Annotated in this window: 15 protein-coding genes; 5 read left to right on the top strand and 10 right to left on the bottom strand. The window is 64.1% G+C overall.

Features of this window, described 5'->3' with window-relative positions:
• Positions 1–12 precede the first annotated feature (12 nt).
• The 5 genes from GEU84_RS04805 to GEU84_RS04785 form a co-directional block, all read right to left on the bottom strand.
• Positions 13–495 carry an ester cyclase gene (locus GEU84_RS04805; protein WP_152824250.1) on the bottom strand — a complete coding sequence of 161 codons (483 nt, stop codon included), beginning with the start codon at positions 493–495 and terminating at the stop codon, positions 13–15.
• Positions 492–1,547: an ABC transporter ATP-binding protein gene (locus GEU84_RS04800; RefSeq protein WP_152824251.1), complete on the bottom strand. Its 1,056-nt coding sequence runs from the start codon at positions 1,545–1,547 to the stop codon at positions 492–494. Before GEU84_RS04800 ends, GEU84_RS04805 begins: the two co-directional genes overlap by 4 nt.
• A 3-nt stretch (positions 1,548–1,550) precedes the next feature.
• Complete coding sequence (locus GEU84_RS04795) at positions 1,551–2,432, bottom strand: carbohydrate ABC transporter permease (RefSeq protein ID WP_152824252.1); 882 nt, start codon at positions 2,430–2,432, stop codon at positions 1,551–1,553.
• 9 nt (positions 2,433–2,441) lie between these two features.
• Positions 2,442–3,473 carry a carbohydrate ABC transporter permease gene (locus tag GEU84_RS04790; RefSeq protein ID WP_152824253.1) on the bottom strand — a complete coding sequence of 344 codons (1,032 nt, stop codon included), beginning with the start codon at positions 3,471–3,473 and terminating at the stop codon, positions 2,442–2,444.
• 78 nt (positions 3,474–3,551) lie between these two features.
• Complete coding sequence (locus GEU84_RS04785) at positions 3,552–4,796, bottom strand: ABC transporter substrate-binding protein (protein WP_152824254.1); 1,245 nt, start codon at positions 4,794–4,796, stop codon at positions 3,552–3,554.
• 213 nt (positions 4,797–5,009) lie between these two features.
• Here GEU84_RS04785 and GEU84_RS04780 point away from each other — a divergent pair, with 213 nt between their 5' ends.
• Positions 5,010–6,077: a nuclear transport factor 2 family protein gene (locus GEU84_RS04780; RefSeq protein ID WP_152824255.1), complete on the top strand. Its 1,068-nt coding sequence runs from the start codon at positions 5,010–5,012 to the stop codon at positions 6,075–6,077.
• Between the two features lie 42 nt (positions 6,078–6,119).
• Here GEU84_RS04780 and GEU84_RS04775 read toward each other — a convergent pair whose 3' ends face one another.
• Positions 6,120–7,271 (bottom strand): nuclear transport factor 2 family protein, encoded by a 1,152-nt coding sequence (locus GEU84_RS04775; RefSeq protein WP_152824256.1) that lies wholly within the window; start codon positions 7,269–7,271, stop codon positions 6,120–6,122.
• Positions 7,272–7,517: 246 nt separating this feature from the next.
• Between GEU84_RS04775 and GEU84_RS04770 the strand changes: the two genes are divergently transcribed.
• Positions 7,518–8,006, top strand: a complete 489-nt coding sequence (locus GEU84_RS04770) for an acyl-CoA thioesterase (RefSeq protein ID WP_217438507.1) — start codon at positions 7,518–7,520, stop codon at positions 8,004–8,006.
• Here the strand turns inward: GEU84_RS04770 and GEU84_RS04765 are convergent.
• Both GEU84_RS04765 and GEU84_RS04760 read right to left on the bottom strand, forming a co-directional pair.
• A complete protein-coding gene (locus tag GEU84_RS04765) occupies positions 8,003–8,692 on the bottom strand; it encodes a 4'-phosphopantetheinyl transferase family protein (protein WP_152824257.1) in 690 nt (229 codons plus the stop codon). The genes GEU84_RS04770 and GEU84_RS04765 overlap by 4 nt on opposite strands.
• 60 nt (positions 8,693–8,752) lie before the next feature.
• Positions 8,753–9,595 (bottom strand): helix-turn-helix domain-containing protein, encoded by an 843-nt coding sequence (locus GEU84_RS04760; RefSeq protein WP_174539321.1) that lies wholly within the window; start codon positions 9,593–9,595, stop codon positions 8,753–8,755.
• An 85-nt stretch (positions 9,596–9,680) separates the two neighbouring features.
• On the opposite strand from GEU84_RS04760, the gene pobA reads away from it, so the two are divergent.
• Complete coding sequence (gene pobA / locus GEU84_RS04755) at positions 9,681–10,850, top strand: 4-hydroxybenzoate 3-monooxygenase (protein ID WP_152824259.1); 1,170 nt, start codon at positions 9,681–9,683, stop codon at positions 10,848–10,850.
• Between the two features lie 4 nt (positions 10,851–10,854).
• Here the strand turns inward: pobA and GEU84_RS04750 are convergent, their stop codons facing one another.
• Positions 10,855–11,475, bottom strand: a complete 621-nt coding sequence (locus GEU84_RS04750; RefSeq protein WP_152824260.1) for a YdeI/OmpD-associated family protein — start codon at positions 11,473–11,475, stop codon at positions 10,855–10,857.
• A 112-nt stretch (positions 11,476–11,587) separates the two neighbouring features.
• Positions 11,588–12,220, bottom strand: coding sequence for a TetR/AcrR family transcriptional regulator (locus GEU84_RS04745; RefSeq protein ID WP_152824512.1), 633 nt, complete (start codon positions 12,218–12,220; stop codon positions 11,588–11,590).
• A 148-nt stretch (positions 12,221–12,368) separates the two neighbouring features.
• On the opposite strand from GEU84_RS04745, the gene GEU84_RS04740 reads away from it, so the two are divergent.
• Positions 12,369–13,754: a Zn-dependent hydrolase gene (locus GEU84_RS04740; RefSeq protein ID WP_152824261.1), complete on the top strand. Its 1,386-nt coding sequence runs from the start codon at positions 12,369–12,371 to the stop codon at positions 13,752–13,754.
• Positions 13,751–15,202 (top strand): dihydropyrimidinase, encoded by a 1,452-nt coding sequence (gene hydA / locus GEU84_RS04735; RefSeq protein ID WP_152824262.1) that lies wholly within the window; start codon positions 13,751–13,753, stop codon positions 15,200–15,202. Before GEU84_RS04740 ends, hydA begins: the two co-directional genes overlap by 4 nt.
• Position 15,203 lies beyond the last annotated feature (1 nt).

Below are 15,203 nucleotides of genomic sequence, written 5' to 3'. Positions count from 1 at the left end.
GGTCTGGCGCTGTCAGGGTCTGGGCGGAACCATGTCGCCACGGTCGTAAGCCTCCCATCCCATGCCGTCGAAAACATCGCGGCCCAGCTGGGCCAGCACATGCGCGAAATCGACCGATACCCAGTTGTCCTTGATCCGGCCGTCCGCGATGCGCCAGAAATCCATGTAGGGGATGATCACCCGCTTTTGGGTTGCGGCGATGCCCATGAACGGGCCGGAATGCGTGGCCTCGATATGGCCAAAGCACGATACCCAATCGCCTTCGGCGATGAACTGCACGGTGTTGTAGGTGCGTTCGGTGAATGCCGCGCGCAGCGGCAGTTGCCAGTTGTTGCGAAACGCCTGCAGCCCCGGTTTGGTGCCGCAGCCCGTGTTGCCGATCCAGCGGAAATCCTCATGGAAATGGGCGGCCATGTCGTTGGAATTGGCGGCCAGCGCCGCCTCCATCCGCGTGATGACCTGGCGTGAGGCCTCAGAGCGTTCTTCGGGTGTCATGCCGCACCCAGCCGTTTGCCGCTGGCGGTATCGAACAGATGGCAGATGCCGGCGGGAATGCTGGCCTCGACGATCTCGCCAATCGCGGCGCGGTAATCCTTGGCGGCCTTCACCGACACCAGCGCGCCGCCGATGCGGTAGCTGATCATCGACGCCTCGCCCAGCAGTTCGATCGAATAGACGGGTGCCGCGATCTGGCCGCCCTGCCGGGTGATCGTGGCATCCTCGGCCCGAAAGCCCAGCGTCACATTTCCGGAATGTGCGGTGGTCAGCCCGTCGATGCGCAGCCCCTCGGCGGTGAAACTGCCGTTTGCCAGCGTGCCTTCGATCAGGTTCATGGCCGGGCTGCCGATGAAACCCGCGACAAAGGTGTTGGCGGGCATGTCATAGATGTCGGTGGGGGTGCCGACCTGCTGGATCTCGCCCCTGTTCATCACCACCACCCGGTCGGCCAGTGTCATCGCCTCGATCTGGTCATGGGTCACATAGACGGTGGTGGTTTTCAGCGTGTGTTGCAGGTTCTTGATCTGCGCGCGGGTCGACACACGCAGCTTGGCGTCCAGGTTCGACAGCGGTTCATCCATCAGGAACACGGTGGGTTTGCGCACGATGGCCCGGCCCAAGGCCACGCGCTGCCGCTGGCCCCCCGACAGCGCGGCGGGGCGGCGGTCAAGATACTCGGTCAGTTCCACCATCTGCGCCGCCCGCATCACCATGTCATGCTGCTGGGCGGCGGGCACGCGGCGCACCTTCAGCGGAAAGCGGATGTTCTCGTAGACCGTCATGTTGGGGTAAAGCCCGTAGGACTGGAACACCATGGATATGTCGCGGTCCTTGGGCTCCAGATTGTTCACCATCCGGTCGCCCAGCCAGATCTCGCCACTGGTCACATCCTCCAGCCCGGCGATCATCCGCATGGTGGTGGATTTGCCGCAGCCCGACGGCCCCAGCAGCACCAGAAATTCCTGATCCTTTATGTCGAGGCTGAAGCCCCGCACGCCCACATAATCGCCATAGGCTTTGGTGACATTGACCAGCCGCAATTGTGCCATGACCTACCCCTTTACCGCGCCGGCGGTCAGGCCGCTGACGATCTGTCGTTGAAAGAACAAGACCAGCACGAACAGCGGGCCCATGGCCGACACCACGGCGGCCACCGCATACATCACCTTGTTTTCAGCCTGCACCGTGCCAAGGAAGCTGGCGATCTTGGGCACCATGGTCTGGTTTTCCTGCGTCAGCAGCATCGAGGTGACGGTGAAATCATTGTAGGCCAGAAGAAAGCTGAACAGCCCCGTCGTGACCACGCCCGGCCACATCACCGGAATGATGACCAGCCGGAACGCCTGAAACCGCGTGCAGCCATCGACCATGGCGGATTCGTCCAGATCCTTGGGAATGCTGAGGAAGAACGAATGCAGCATCCAGAGGGTGAAAGGCTGGTTGATCGCCACCAGCACGATGATCGTGGTGGGCAGATAGCCCCAGATGTTCAACTGGAAGAACGGCAGCAGATAGCCCGACACCAGCGTGACATGCGGCATGGCGCGAAAGATCAGCGCGGCGATCAGGATCCAGAACGTATAGCGGAACCCCGACCGCGCCAGCGCATAGCCGCCCAGCGTGCCGATGGTCAGCGAGATCACCACCACGCAGACCGTCACGATGGCCGTGTTGATGACCGCCAGCCAGAACCGCTGTTCCACCCAGGCGCCCTCATACCCCGCGCCGGTAAAGGCGCTGCCCGTCTGCTGGATGGTGCGGGTGCCGGTGACGGCATTCATCCAGTCGGCATAGGAAAAGAAATCAGCCTCGACCTTGAACGATCCCCACAGCGTCCACAGAAACGGGAAGGCGGCGGTGATCAGCCAGATAAGCACGAAACCCCAGCACAGCAGCATCAGGGGCAGGGGTTGGCGTTCGGCACGGTTTTTCATTTTGCCCCCTCAATGCGTCTTGCGGTTGAAATCGCGCCAGGTGCGCAGCAGCACCGGTGACAACAGGATGATCACGCCGCAGATTGTCAGCATCGACGTGGCCCCGGCTGACCCGAACAGCGGCGTTTCAGCCCCGCGCAGGTCGTTGTAGATCAGATAGCTCAGCGATGTGGCATTGGCCGCGGCGGAAAAGCCCACGATCGGCTCCAGCACGCGGAAATTGTCCATCAACTGCATCAGCGCGATGAATGTAGTCAGCGGCAGCAGATGCGGGATGATGACATAGCGCACCCGTTCCCAGCGGCTTGCCCCGTCGATCATCGCCGATTCCAGCGTGTCTTTCGGCACACTTTGCAGGCCTGCGTAATAGACGATGAAGCTGAACGGCGCGGAATGCCACACGCCATAGACCATCAGCACCGTCCAGGTCAGCGTGGGCGAGGCTTTCAGCGTCAGGCTGGGATCGCCCAGCAGCCGCTGCAAGGATGCGCCCAGAATGCCGTTGGAATCGATCATCCAGAACAGCACCAGCGACCCGATCAGCGGGGTCACGATCATCGGCAGCAGCGAAAAGAAGATGACCGGGCCCTTGATCAGCCCCGGTATGGCATTCACACCCAGCGCGATGAAAAACCCGGTGATGATGACCAGCGGCGTCACGATGAACGTGTAGGCCAGCGTGAACGACAGCGCCTTGTAAAGCGGCAGGTTCAGCATGCGCGTGAAGGCGACCCCCAGCGACGGGCTGTCGCGCCAGATCGCCGCCAGTTCGTCAAACGCCAGATGGCTGGAATTGGCATAGGTGCCCAGGCCGTTGAACTTGCCCATGGGCTCGGCCTCGCGCAGGGCCTCCATCGCCGCCGCATCCACCCGAAGCTCGGTCTTGCAGCCGAACGGGTCGCAAGTTTCCACGGCGGTCATCGCCTGTTCATGCTCGATGAACAGCGACTGATAAGCCACCGACAGGATGGGAAGCGCGATGAACAGCAGCATCACCACAAGCGACGGCAGTATGAACGCAAAGAACGTGCGGTGGCGCATGGCTGATCCTGTCCGAAGGCGGGCGGGGGCGGCGGGAAAGGGGGCGCGGCACAGGCCGCGCCCGGCTTCAGGCAGGCTTTACTTCAGAAAGCCCGCTTCGGTGGCCGCCGTGTTGTAGGCGGTGGTCACATCGGCCAGCGCCTGTTCGGCTGATTCCTGCCCCTGCATGAACTCGGCCAGGTTGTTGCCCAGTGCCGTGTGCAAAAGCCCCATATAGGGCAGCATCGGATAGGGTTTGGCCCCCGCCGCCACGGTGGCGAACACGCCGACTGCTGCCGGTGTGGGTTCATACCCCTTGATCAGCCATGCTGCCGCCGCCGGATTGGCTGCGGCCACCTCGGGCGCGATGCCCGCCATCATCGCCTGGAACGAGGCTTCGGCGTCTTCGTCGGTGATGTTCTTGGCCATGGCAAAACCATCCCACCACAGGGTCGTGGCGGGAATGGTGCCACCGCCCACCGTGGGGGCAGCCGCCAGAACGGTATCGGCGGCCACATCGGGCGCGGCCCCGGCCGTGTCGATGATGGCGCTGGCGCGCGAGCCCCACATGTTCATCATCGCCGCCCCGCTGCCGGTCCAGACCGGATCAAGGCTGTTGGTGTCATAGGTCATGTATTCGGGGGCCATCGTGTCGGCCATGGCCTTCATCATCGCCAGCGCCTTCAGCCCGGCCTCGCCGTTGATAGCCAGATTGGCGGTGCCCGGTTCAAAGAACTCGCCGCCGTAGCCGCTGAACATGTTGACGAATTCCTGCCCCAGATCCCAGCCGGGTTTGAAATTGGCCACCAGCGGGCTGGCGATGCCGCCCTTTTCCTTCAGCGTAACCGCCGCCGCCACCATGTCTTCATAGGTTTTCGGCTCGGCGATGCCCGCCGCATCCAGAACGGATTTGCGATACATCAGGTGCTGGGCGTTGGCCATGAAGGCAATCGCCATCACCTTGCCGTCGATCTTGATCAGCTGGTTGGGCTGCAACTGCTGGCCGTATTTCGCCACCAGATCATCCATAGGGCGCACCAGCCCGTCATTCAGCAGCGGCACCAGCGACCCGTTGGCCACCACCGCGATGGTGTAGGATGACGGGTTGGTCGACAGCGCGGGCACCTGGATGTTCTTGTGCTCGGCGGTCAGGTTGCTGGTCACAGTCACCGTGTCGCTGGCGCAGGCGGTTGCTGCGGCGCTGACCAGTTGCAGCGCCAGAAAGTCGTTCGACAGAATCCGCACCGAGCCTTTCTCGATGCCGCAATCGGCATGGGCCAGACTTGCCGAGGCCAGCAGCGCGGCCAGCGCCGCCGTATATCTGAGGGTATGTTTCACATCCATCTCCTGTTGAGAGTGTTTCTTGGGTGGCGGCTTTTGCGCCGCGTGCTTTTGGGCCGGGTGGCCATGCATTCCTTGCTGTGACAGCGGCCCCGCAAGGGGCATGCAAAGACGCTAACAGGGCGTGAATACGCTTGCAATATTTTTCTGCATAGGCTTGCAATTTGATGCGGCAGCGCGTTTTCTGCCACCACCACAGCGCCAGGAGCATGACCGATGGACAGCCCGCATCTGACCCACAAGCGCCGCATCACCGCCGCCCTGCAATCGCTGGCCGAGGCCCGGCCCGCCGATGTGCCCCGGCTGATCGATTCGCTTTACGCGCCGGATGCCGTCTGGCGCGGCGCGCATCCGATCAACACCCTGTCGGGCACGGCGGCGATTGCCGCGCAGGCCTGGGCACCGCTGCACGCCGCCTTTCCCGATCTGGAACGGCGTGACCTGATCGTTGTGGGCGGTGCTTACGCGGGCCGCGATTATGTGGCGATGGTGGGCCATTACTGCGGCACCATGCGCCGCGACTGGCTGGGCATTCCCGCCACCGGGCGGCCCGTCTACATCCGCTATGGCGAGGTGCATCAGGTGGTGGATGGCCGCATCGTGCAGTCAAACTGCCTGTGGGATGTGCTGGATGTGATCCGCCAGGCCGGGTTCTGGCCCTTGGCCCCCAGCCTGGGCACCGAGGGCATGTGGCCCGGCCCCATCACCGGCGACGGGCTGGTGTTCCACGACACCGACCCTGTGCAATCGGCGGCCAGCCTTGCACAGACGCTGGCGATGCATGCCACCCTTGGGGCCTATGACGATCTGAGGGGCGAGGGGCGCGAGGGCCTGCTGGCCATGCCGCAGCGCGACCACTGGCACCCGAAGATGATGTGGTATGGCCCCAGCGGCATCGGCACGACGCGCGGCTTGCAGGGCTTTGTCGATTACCACCAACTGCCATTCCGCCGCGCCTTTCCCAAACGCAAGGGCGGCGGGCAATGGGATGAGATCGCCGACATGAAGGCGCAGCACGGCGGCGGGCATTACATCCGCATAGGTGACGGGCCTTATTCCGTCACCGGCGGCTGGCCGTCGGTCTTTGCCATGCATGTCGGCCCCGATTTTCTGGGCGTGCCTGCCACCGGCAAGCCCGTGACCATGCGGGTGATGGATTTCTACCTGCACCACGAAGGGCTTATCCGCGAAAACTGGGTGCCGCTGGATGTGCTGGACCTGCTGTTGCAGATGGGCGTGGATGTGCTGGCGCGGATGCAGCCGATCTTTCGCCGGGGGGCGTGAAAGGGGCAGGCGGGGCGGCTGACCGCCCCGCCCATCCGCGCTTTACGCCAGAACAGAAGGCTTGTCGGCCATTTGCGCCAGTTTCACCTGCATCGACAGCGACAGTTCGTCATAGACGCGCCATTCATCCACGATCTTGCCGTTCTTCACATGGTAATGCGTCATGCCCATCACCTGCACCCGCTTGCCCGTGGGCGCGCCCAGTTCGTGCAGCAGGCCCCAGCCGGTGTGGTGCCCCTCCATGATCCAGCGCACGGCGACCTTGGTGCCGCCTTCCTCGCAGGGGGTCGAACAGATGTGCTGCGGCTGATAGCTGCAATCGGGCAAGGATCCCACCAGCCCGATGGTCTGGTGCATCACCGCCGCCACGCCGTAAAGTTCGGCCATCAGCGGGCCGTGATACTGCACGGTGGGCGCATAGACATCCTTGATCATGCCGAACATGCGCTTGTTGAACACCTCATGCAGCCATGTCAGCGTTTCACGTTCCAGGTCATTATGGGCGATGGAAAGGTCGGGGGTGGAATCCGGCGGGTATTGCCCGATCATCCGGCGGTTTTCGCCGATGTCGATCGCCAGCAGGCCCTTGTCGAAATAGGTCTGCGCCATCTGCCGCGCATAAGCCTGCGTATCGAGGCCTAGTTGCTTCATCACTGACAGCGGGTCGGCCACCACCCATTCGCGGTAGATCTTGTTCTCGAATATCATGCAATCCGCCACGGTGCGCGAGGTAAAGCCGCGCCCGGTGGGCGGGCCATAAAGCCCCGGCTGGCTGTGCCGCCCGGTGCCCGTCACCAGATGCGAGGTATAAAATCCCTGCTGGTCATCGCCGTTCCAGATCACATGGGTTGCCATACCGCGCCGTTCGGGCAGCGATACCAGCCGTTGGATCGTGTCGCGCACAACCTCTTCGCGGGTGTAAAGCGTGCCTGCCGAACCGTAGAGCACGCAATTGTGGGTGTAATGCGTGTAGATCAGGCCCACGTCACGCTCATCCCAGATGCGGTGGGTGCAGCGCACGATGTAATCCACGATGTCGGTATAGATGTCGTCAAACCCCTGCATCGGCTGCGCGCGAGCCCGGTTGGTGGGGGCCAGATCGACGTAATCATGGCGTTCCACCTGCATCACACCGGCAGGCTTTTGCCGGGCAGGGGGCGTGGCGGGGCTGTTGGGGGTCTCTGCGGATTTCATGGTGGCTCCATCGCCGTTCTGGGGGTCGGGGTCAGATTCCCATGACGTTTGCATGAATTGAATGCGTATGCAATCCAGCATCGCCTCAGATGCATGTTCACGCTTCCCGCTGGGCAACGGTGTGGGAAACAGCGCGGTCTGCCACAGAGGGCGATGTCAGCCGGGATCTGCGCCCTGACGGGCAACATTCCATTGCGGCGCGGTGGCAAAACCGCTTTTCTGCCGATGCTGCCTGAGGAGAAAAGCATGGACCCGCGACGCCTTGAGATGACGGTGCTGATGACCCCCGACATGGCCAATTTCAGCGGCAAGGTGCATGGCGGGGCGCTCTTGAACCTGCTGGACCGCGTGGCGTTTTCCTGCGCCTCGCGCTATTCGGGGCAATATGCGGTTACGCTTTCGGTCGATCAGGTGGTGTTCAAGGAACCGATCAACGTGGGCGAACTGGTGACGTTCCGTGCCTCGGTCAACATGGCGGGCCGCACCTCGATGGAGGTGGGCATCAGGGTGGAGGCGGAAAACATCCGCACCGGCACAAGGCGGCACACCAATTCGTGCTATTTCACCATGGTCGCGGTCGATGATCAGGGCAAACCGGCGCCGGTGCCGCCCTATGTGCCGCTGGGGCCCACTGACCAGCGCCGCTTCCGTGCCGCCGAACTGCGCCGGGGGCTGCGGCGCGAGATTGCCGCACGACTGGAAAAGGCCGCCAAAGGCGAGCCGGAGGAGACCTAGACCGGCAGCGCCGCCAGCACCCGCCATTCGACCAACGCCGCCCCGCCCGCCAGTGCCACCGCCGCCACATGGCCGGGGGCCAGCAGCCGCTGTTCGAAATGCCAGCGGCCCGCCAACGGCTCCAGCCCGCCGGGGTCAAGGCGTATCGGCTCCAGCGCGAAACCGAATTGCGTCAGGGGCAGGCGCAGCGCATGGCCTGTGGCCTTCAGCAGCGCCTCTTTCAGCGTCCAGTGCCGCAGGAACCGTTCGGCCCGCGCCTCGGGGCCAAGCGCGCGCAGCGTTGCACGTTCGGCAGGCGACAGCACGGTGTCGGCCAGATCGCGCGCCGGACCACGCCCCAGATGTTCAACATCAAACCCCAGACCGGGCATTGCCCCCACCACACAGCCCACCATGCCGCGCGTGTGCGACAGGTTGAAATGCAGCCCCGCACGGCCCGGGTTCAGCCGGGGCTTGCCATCGGCATCGGCGGTGAAGCACCAGCTTTGCGGCGGGGCAGGCGCGGCATCCGACAGCGCCAGCCGCAGCAGCGCATGCGCCAGCACGAAATCACGCCGGTCGCTGGCAAAATGGAACCGCGCCGCGCGCGCCGCCTCGGCCCCGTCCAGCAGCCTTTGCGCGGCGTCAAGCGTGGCCGCGTCGCAACTTTCGGTGGGCAACAGCCAGATACGGACATCAGCGGTCATGGCGCAGCAAAGCGCGTGCCGCGGTGGCGGTCAAGCCCTTGTCGCAGGGGTAAAACCCGGTCAGCCCTCGAACCGCGCGCGATAGGCGGCAGGCGCAAGCCCCGCATGGCGCTGGAACGCGCGCGAGAAATAGGACGGGTCATCAAACCCCAGATGATAGCCCACCGCCGCCACCGGCATGCGGGTATAGACCAGCAGGCGCCGCGCCTCGCGGAAGGTCGCAGCCTCGATCTGCCGCGCGGCCGTCAGGCCGGTGGCCGCCTGACACAGCCTGCTCAGATGCCGGGGCGAAAGACCCAGCGCGCGGGCATAGTCGGCCACCTGCCATTTCTGGCGGAAATGTGCCAGTATCAGGCTGTCAAACCGCGCCAGACGGGCATCCTGCGCGGGCGGGGCCGCGCCCGTCGCCGCCAGATCGCGCAGCGCGTGGCAGATGATCTGCACCGCCAGCGCCCCGACCAGCGCGTTGCGCAAGGGGCCTGCCGCCTGATATTCGGCATGCAGAAGGTCGAACAGCGCCGCCGTGGCCGCGCAGGCCCGCCCCAGCCGGAACTGGCCTGCCGCCGCCGCCAGAGGCGCAGTCTCGCCGAACAGCGATGGAAATTCCTGCAACGGCAGGGTCAGCACATAGCCTTCGGTGCCTTTGGCAAAGGCAAAGCCATGCACCACGCCGCGCGGCAGGCTGATCAGCGCGGGCGTGTCTGCCACATGCCGGGTGCCGTCCGCCTCCAGCACCGCATCGCCGCTGGCGATCAGCAGGATCTGGTGCAGGTGCAGATGCCGGTGCGGGGCAATCACCCAATCCAGCCCCGCAGCCCGGTCGGTGATGCGTTCGATATGCAGAATATCGGGGAAAACCCGGCTTTCACCATAAAGCTGCCAGGCGGGGATTTGGCTTTGCATGTCGTGATAGTGCCAGACAAACCCCTGATCGTCCATTCCCCGGTGCGGTCCCCGCCCCATATCACGGCCTGGGACGGAGGGTGTCATGAAAACTCAGGTGGCGATCATCGGTGGCGGCCCGGCGGGGCTTTTGTTGTCGCAGGTGCTGAACCGGGCGGGCGTCGCCACGGTGGTGCTGGAACGCAAGGACCGCGCCTATGTGCTGGCCCGCATCCGCGCCGGGGTGCTGGAATGGGGCACGGTGGAAATGCTGCGCGCGGCGGGCGTGGGCGACCGGATGGACCGCGAGGGCCAGGTGCATGAGGGCTGCTATCTGACCTCGGGTGACCGGATGATCCGGCTGGATTTCCACGAATCCTGCGGCAAACAGGTGATGGTCTATGGCCAGACCGAGGTGACGCGCGATCTTTACGCCGCACAGGATGCCGTGGGCACCACGATCATCCACGATGCCGCCGATGTGGCGCTGCACGGCGTGGATGGCGACACGCCGCATGTCACCTGGACGAAGGATGGCCACGAACACCGGCTGGACTGCGACTATATCGCGGGCTGCGACGGCTTCCACGGCGTCAGCCGCCCCACCATCCCGTCCGACATCCGGCGCGAGTTTGAAAAGGTCTATCCCTTTGGCTGGCTTGGTGTTCTGTCGGAAACCCCGCCCGCTGCGCATGAGCTGATCTATGCCAACCACGAGCGCGGCTTTGCGCTGGCCTCGATGCGCAACCCAATGCTCTCGCGCTATTACATCCAGGTGCCCCTGACCGACCGGGTAGAGGACTGGAGCGATGCCGCCTTCTGGGACGAGCTGAAACGCCGCCTGCCCGCCGAGGTGGCCGCCAGCCTGATCACCGGCCCCACCATCGAGAAATCCATCGCACCGCTGCGCAGTTTCGTCAGCGAACCGATGCGCTGGGGCAGGCTGTTCCTGTGCGGGGATGCCGCGCATATCGTGCCGCCCACCGGGGCCAAGGGGCTTAATCTGGCCGTATCGGATGTGCATTACCTGTCGGCGGCGCTGATCCGGTTCTATGGGCAGGGCGATGCGGCGGGGCTGGAAAGCTATTCCGCCGATGCGCTGGCCCGGGTCTGGGGTGCGATGCGGTTCAGCTGGCAGATGACCACGTTGCTGCACCGCTTTCCCGAACAATCCGGTTTCGACCGCCGCATGCAAGAGGCGGAACTGGCGCAGATCGCGTCATCCCCCGCAGCGCGGCGCCTGCTGGCCGAGAATTACACCGGCCTGCCGTATTGACCGCCTAGCGTTCGTTCGCGCCCTTGCCCGCCAATATGCGGTCACGGAACCGGGTGACACGGGCCACCTGTGTCGCCACGGTTTTTGCCCCGCTCAGCGCGATGACATAGCTTTTCTGCCGCCCCGGGGTCAGGCCGTGAAAGGCTTCGGCCAGATCCGGGTCGGCATCCAGCGCATCGGTCAGCGTATCGGGCAGGTCGATCACCGATTCCACCTTGGGCGGCTTGTTGCCCTGTGCGGCGTAGCCCATGGCCTCGGCCAGATAACTGGCGATGACGGGGGCAATCCGCGCCACCTGTTCCGCATCGGTAAAGCGGATCATGTCGGCATGCTGCGTGTTTGCGCCCTGCTTTTCCATAACGCCTGCCGGATCCCGCATCAGCGCGGCGTTGAAGAACGTGAGGCGAAAATCGTCGCGGAACGCCCCGAAGATCGCGATGTTGCGGCCCGCGTGCATATAGCAGGGATGGCCCCATTTCACCGTCTCGGTCAGCCCCGCCGCAAGGCAAAGCTGCCGCAACGCCGCCAGACCGCCCGCCCAGTGCCGGGTGGAACAATCTGCTGTGGCAAAGCGCGCGCAGCGTCCGCAGCCTAGGGTGAAGTATTCTTCTATGTCTGTGATCATGGCCTTGCGGAAGCGGGACAGGGGCGGTTTACGCCTGCGGGCGCAGCACGCATGATAGCCGGGCTTTGGCCGCGCGCAAAGCCTGACGGGAATGCAAGCGCACCATGCCCCGTCACACCGCGCCGATACCGCGCAGGATGATCGCCTTCACGCTGTCCTTGGCCGCCTTCCATTGCCGGTCTGACAGCGCCTTGCCGCCGTTCAGCGTCTCGATCTGGTGGCCGAAATCGGCGTAATGCTGCGTGGTGGCCCAGAGCATATACAGCAGATGCGCCGGATCCACCGGGGCCATCTTGCCTGCGTCGATCCAGCCCTGGATCACCGCGGCGCGCCCCCCGGTCCATTCCCGCAGCGTGGTTTCCAGATAATCCTGAATCACCGGCGCCCCATGCATCACCTCGGACGCCCAGACTTTCGAGCCCGCCGGATGCCGCCGGGAAATTTCCATTTTGGCGTCAATATAGGCACCGATGCCCTCCACAGGGCCATCCGCGCCGTCAAACACATCGGCCGCATGCAGCCAGATCTCGAATATGTTCTGCACGACGCGCCGGTATAGCGCCTCTTTGGTGGGGAAATAATAATGCAGATTGGCCTTCGGCAGCCCCGCCATATCGGCGATAAGCTGCATCGTGGCCCCGCCAAACCCCGCCTCGGCAAAGACTTTTTCCGCCGCTGCCAGAATCGCACGCTCATTCCCGCGCCGGGTTTCCTCGCGGGTGCGGGGGCGGGACGTGTCGGGCAGGGGGGCGGCGTCGGTCATGGCCAAAGGTGTTCCCGAAGAATAATCTTGACCGGTTGGTCAGCTTGTGATGCCTTCAACCTGACCATACGGTCAGACCGAGATTCCGGGCAAGGGGCATCAAGACCCCCGCCCGCCAGGGAGAAATCAGATGCCGGCACCGGGCCAGAACCTGCGCATTGATTCCGCACGGCTGTGGGACAGCCTGATGGAGATGGCCACGATCGGCCCCGGCATTGCGGGCGGCAACAACCGCCAGACCCTGACCGATGATGACGCCAGGGGCCGCGCGCTGTTCCAGCAATGGTGTCTGGATGCAGGCTGCACCATGGGCGTGGACACGATGGGCAACATGTTCGCCACCCGCGCAGGAGCCGAGGATCTGCCGCCGGTCTACATGGGTTCGCATCTGGATACCCAGCCCACGGGCGGGAAATATGATGGCGTGCTGGGCGTGCTGGGGGGCCTTGAGGTGCTGCGCTCGATGAATGACGCGGGCATCCGCACCCGCCACCCGATCGTTCTGGTGAACTGGACGAATGAAGAGGGCACGCGCTATGCCCCCGCCATGCTGGCTTCGGGCGTGTTCGCGGGCATCCACACGCAAGATTACGCCTATGGCCGCGTGGACGCCGAGGGCAAGGCCTTTGGCGACGAGCTTGCCCGCATCGGCTGGGTGGGGGATGAGCCTGTGGGCGCGCGGAAAATCCACGCCATGCTGGAACTGCATATCGAACAGGGGCCTATTCTGGAGGCCGAGGGCAAAGAGATCGGCGTTGTGACCCACGGGCAGGGGTTGTGGTGGTTGCAGGTCACGCTGACCGGGCGCGACGCACATACCGGATCGACCCCCATGAACATGCGGGTGAATGCGGGGCTTGGCATGGCGCGGATCATCGAACTGGTGCACCGCATCGCGATGGATCACCAGCCGGGGGCCGTGGGCGCGGTGGGGCAGGCCAATGTCTACCCCAATTCACGCAACGTGATCCCGGGGCGTGCGGTGTTCACCATCGACTTCCGCAGCCCCGATCTGGCCAAGCTGACCGCGATGCGCGAACGGCTGGAGGATGAGGCCCCCGCCATCGCCGCCGAACTGGGCCTTGGCATCGACATCGAGCCCGTGGGCCATTTCGACCCGGTGACATTCGATCCGGGCTTGGTCACGGTGGTGCGCGATGCGGCGGAACGGCTGGGCTATTCCCACATGGATATCGTGTCAGGCGCCGGCCACGACGCCTGCTGGATCAACCGCGTCGCGCCGACGGTGATGGTGATGTGCCCCTGTGTAGACGGGTTGTCGCACAACGAGGCCGAAGAGATTTCCCCGGAATGGGCGGCGGCGGGGACGGATGTGCTGCTGCATGCGGTGCTTGAGGTGGCGGGGGTGGTGCACACTGATGGCGAATTGCAGGTCAACGAGCCCGGCGCCACAACCATACTTCAGATCAATAGCGCACGTTCCCAATTCAAAGACCTGAAGGATAGTCTGTTTCAAGGGTCTGAGGTGGAATATCAAAAATGGCTGGAATCATGACCACAATCATCCGCAATGGCACCATCGTCACCGCCGACCTCACCTATCGCGCTGATGTCCTGATCGACAACGGCATCATCACCGCCATCGGCCCGAACCTGACCGGCGACACCACGCTTGATGCCACCGGCTGCTACATCATGCCCGGCGGGATCGACCCGCATACCCACTTGGAGATGCCCTTCATGGGCACCTATTCCGCCGATGATTTCGAATCCGGCACAAGGGCGGCGCTGTCGGGCGGCACCACGATGGTGGTGGATTTCGCGCTGCCCAGCCCGGGGCAGGGGCTGCTGGATGCCTTGCAAATGTGGCACAACAAGACCGGGCGCGCGCATTGCGACTATTCGTTCCACATGGCGGTGACATGGTGGGGCGAGCAGGTGTTCGATGAGATGAAAAGCGTGGTGGATCAGGGGATTACCAGCTTCAAGCATTTCATGGCCTACAAGGGCGCGCTGATGGTGAATGATGACGAGATGTATCATTCCTTCAGCCGCTGCGCCGATCTGGGCGCGCTGGCCATGGTGCATGCCGAAAACGGCGATGTGGTGGCCGAACTGACCGCCCGCCTGCTGGCCGAAGGCAACACCGGGCCGGAGGCCCACGCCTATTCCCGCCCGCCGCAGGTGGAGGGCGAGGCGACCAACCGCGCCATCATGATCGCCGACATGGCGGGTGTGCCGCTGTATGTCGTGCATACCTCCTGCGAAGAGGCGCATGAGGCGATCCGCCGCGCCCGCCAGCAGGGCAAGCGGGTGTGGGGCGAGCCACTGATCCAGCACCTGACGCTGGACGAGACGGAATATTTCCATCCCGACTGGGACCATGCGGCGCGGCGCGTGATGTCGCCGCCGTTCCGGTCAAAGGCGCATCAGGATTCACTCTGGGCCGGGTTGCAATCCGGCTCACTCTCCGTCGTGGCGACCGATCATTGCGCCTTTACCACCGCACAGAAGCGCAACGGCGTAGGCAATTTCAGCAAGATACCCAATGGCACCGGCGGGCTGGAGGACCGGATGCCGATGCTCTGGACTTACGGGGTTAACACCGGAAGGTTGACGATGAATGAATTTGTCGCCGTCACCTCGACCAATATTGCGAAAATCCTGAACTGCTATCCGAAAAAGGGCGCGGTTCTGGTGGGGGCTGATGCCGATCTGGTGGTCTGGGATCCCGAAAAGACCAAGACAATCAGCGCCTCGGCACAACAATCGGCCATTGATTACAACGTGTTCGAAGGCAAGACGGTAAAGGGCCTGCCGCGCTATACCCTGACGCGCGGCCGGGTGGCCGTGGCGGATGGCGTGGTGCAGCCCGGCGAGGGCCATGGCCAGTTTGTCGCGCGCGAGGCGCGGCCCGCGGTGAACCGTGCCTTGAGCGCCTGGAAAGAGATCACAGCGCCGCGGGCTGTTGCCCGCACGGGCGTGCCGGCCACGGGGGTCTAGG

The sequence above is a fragment of the Fertoeibacter niger genome, assembly GCF_009380135.2.
Classification (GTDB): Bacteria; Pseudomonadota; Alphaproteobacteria; order Rhodobacterales; family Rhodobacteraceae; genus Fertoeibacter; species Fertoeibacter niger.
This window is presented reverse-complemented; position numbering and strand designations above follow the sequence as displayed.

Excerpts from the sequence above, each read along its gene's own strand:
- GEU84_RS04805 (WP_152824250.1), bottom strand. The coding sequence starts at position 495 with ATGACACCCGAAGAACGCTCTGAGGCCTCACGCCAGGTCATCACGCGG.
- GEU84_RS04800 (WP_152824251.1), bottom strand. The coding sequence starts at position 1,547 with ATGGCACAATTGCGGCTGGTCAATGTCACCAAAGCCTATGGCGATTAT.
- GEU84_RS04795 (WP_152824252.1), bottom strand. The coding sequence starts at position 2,432 with ATGAAAAACCGTGCCGAACGCCAACCCCTGCCCCTGATGCTGCTGTGC.
- GEU84_RS04790 (WP_152824253.1), bottom strand. The coding sequence starts at position 3,473 with ATGCGCCACCGCACGTTCTTTGCGTTCATACTGCCGTCGCTTGTGGTG.
- GEU84_RS04785 (WP_152824254.1), bottom strand. The coding sequence starts at position 4,796 with ATGGATGTGAAACATACCCTCAGATATACGGCGGCGCTGGCCGCGCTG.
- GEU84_RS04780 (WP_152824255.1), top strand. The coding sequence starts at position 5,010 with ATGGACAGCCCGCATCTGACCCACAAGCGCCGCATCACCGCCGCCCTG.
- GEU84_RS04775 (WP_152824256.1), bottom strand. The coding sequence starts at position 7,271 with ATGAAATCCGCAGAGACCCCCAACAGCCCCGCCACGCCCCCTGCCCGG.
- GEU84_RS04770 (WP_217438507.1), top strand. The coding sequence starts at position 7,518 with ATGGACCCGCGACGCCTTGAGATGACGGTGCTGATGACCCCCGACATG.
- GEU84_RS04765 (WP_152824257.1), bottom strand. The coding sequence starts at position 8,692 with ATGACCGCTGATGTCCGTATCTGGCTGTTGCCCACCGAAAGTTGCGAC.
- GEU84_RS04760 (WP_174539321.1), bottom strand. The coding sequence starts at position 9,595 with ATGCAAAGCCAAATCCCCGCCTGGCAGCTTTATGGTGAAAGCCGGGTT.
- pobA (WP_152824259.1), top strand. The coding sequence starts at position 9,681 with ATGAAAACTCAGGTGGCGATCATCGGTGGCGGCCCGGCGGGGCTTTTG.
- GEU84_RS04750 (WP_152824260.1), bottom strand. The coding sequence starts at position 11,475 with ATGATCACAGACATAGAAGAATACTTCACCCTAGGCTGCGGACGCTGC.
- GEU84_RS04740 (WP_152824261.1), top strand. The coding sequence starts at position 12,369 with ATGCCGGCACCGGGCCAGAACCTGCGCATTGATTCCGCACGGCTGTGG.
- hydA (WP_152824262.1), top strand. The coding sequence starts at position 13,751 with ATGACCACAATCATCCGCAATGGCACCATCGTCACCGCCGACCTCACC.